This is a genomic window from Bradyrhizobium sp., assembly GCF_016462955.1.
Taxonomy (GTDB): domain Bacteria; phylum Pseudomonadota; class Alphaproteobacteria; order Rhizobiales; family Xanthobacteraceae; genus Bradyrhizobium.
This window is the reverse complement of record NZ_JAEMSD010000817.1, coordinates 1-1,956: the sequence shown is the minus strand read 5'-3', so window position 1 is coordinate 1,956 and position 1,956 is coordinate 1. Positions and strand designations below refer to the sequence as shown.

Genomic DNA, 1,956 nt, shown 5'->3' with positions numbered 1-1,956 from the left:
TGTTGAGGCCGATCAACGGCACCATGCCGAGACGCAAGCCGGGTGGGAAAACGGCGTCGGCCGCAAGGGCCGGGAGCGCGGAGGCGGCGAGGAGGGCGAGCGCGGCGAGGGGACGGGTCAGCTTCATGGGCACTCTGATTGGTTCACATTGAGGCCGTTCGATGGTCGGAGACCGGGCCGCTTTGTCGCGCGAGGCAGCTCTGAAGCTGCAGCCCGGCCGGTCCGTCTTTTAGCGGGTTTGGACTTGCCGCAACAGGGCGGGACGGGCTCGTGGTAGCGGGGGCTTGCCGAGGATCGAACCTGTTAATAATTCCTCACCCGCAAGGGCGGTTGAGCCCTGATATCTTCTTCCAAAAGCCGATGTTTTCGCGGCAGAAACCTAGCTTCGGTCCTTGCGGGCCCCTCCCCCCCTCCTATATGAGCCTCAATCATCGCAATATCGCGGATGTTTGATCTTAGGGGGTTTCGGTTCGGGTGCCTTCTGGGCCCAGCCAACCTGCCGCAAAAAGAAGGATATCAGGACCATGGGAAAGGTCATTGGGATCGACCTCGGCACCACGAATTCGTGCGTCGCCGTGATGGATGGCAAGAACGCCAAAGTCATCGAGAATTCCGAAGGCATGCGCACGACGCCTTCGATCGTTGCCGTGACTGACGACGGTGAGCGCCTCGTCGGCCAGCCGGCCAAGCGCCAGGCCGTCACCAATCCCGAGCGCACCTTCTTCGCAGTGAAGCGCCTCATCGGCCGCCGCTACGACGACCCAATGGTCGAGAAGGACAAGAAGCTCGTCCCGTACAAGATCGTGAAAGCGTCCAATGGCGATGCCTGGGTCGAGGCCGACGGCCAGACCTATTCGCCCTCGCAGGTCTCGGCGTTCATCTTGCAGAAGATGAAGGAGACCGCGGAAGCCCATCTCGGCCAGAAGGTCGACCAGGCCGTCATCACCGTTCCCGCCTACTTCAACGACGCCCAGCGCCAGGCGACCAAGGACGCCGGCAAGATCGCGGGCCTCGAGGTGCTGCGCATCATCAACGAGCCGACCGCGGCCGCACTCGCCTATGGCCTCGACAAGACCAAGGCCGGCACGATCGCCGTGTATGACCTCGGCGGCGGCACCTTCGATATCTCCATTCTCGAAATCGGCGACGGCGTGTTCGAGGTGAAGTCGACCAACGGCGACACCTTCCTCGGCGGCGAAGACTTCGACATGCGCCTCGTGGGTTATCTGGCCGACGAGTTCCAGAAGGAGCAGGGCATCAACCTGCGCAACGACAAGCTCGCACTGCAGCGCCTGAAGGAAGCCGCTGAAAAGGCCAAGATCGAGCTGTCGTCGACGACGCAGACCGAGATCAACCTGCCCTTCATCACCGCGGACCAGACCGGCCCGAAGCATCTGACCATGAAGCTCACCCGCGCCAAGTTCGAGGCGCTGGTCGATGACCTCGTGCAGAAGACCGTCGAGCCCTGCCGCAAGGCGCTGAAGGACGCCGGCGTCACCGCTGGCGAGATCGGCGAAGTCGTGCTGGTCGGCGGCATGTCCCGCATGCCGAAGGTGCAGGAAGTCGTGAAGCAGCTGTTCGGCAAGGAGCCGCACAAGGGCGTCAACCCGGACGAGGTCGTGGCGATCGGTGCCGCGATCCAGGCCGGCGTGCTCCAGGGCGACGTCAAGGACGTGCTGCTGCTCGACGTGACCCCGCTGTCGCTGGGCATCGAGACGCTGGGTGGCGTGTTCACCCGCATGATCGACCGCAACACCACGATCCCGACCAAGAAGAGCCAGGTGTTCTCGACGGCCGAGGACAACCAGAACGCCGTCACCATCCGCGTCTTCCAGGGCGAGCGTGAAATGGCGGCGGACAACAAGATGCTCGGCCAGTTCGACCTCATGGGCATTCCGCCTGCGCCGCGCGGCATGCCGCAGATCGAGGTGACCTTCGACATCGACGCCAACGGCA

General features: G+C 63.5%; 1 protein-coding gene. It reads left to right on the top strand.

Annotated features, from left to right (window positions below; translation table 11 throughout):
- Positions 1–524 precede the first annotated feature (524 nt).
- The coding region (gene dnaK, locus JHD07_RS38780) for a molecular chaperone DnaK (protein ID WP_291631828.1) at positions 525–1,956 on the top strand (1,432 nt) is incomplete at its 3' end.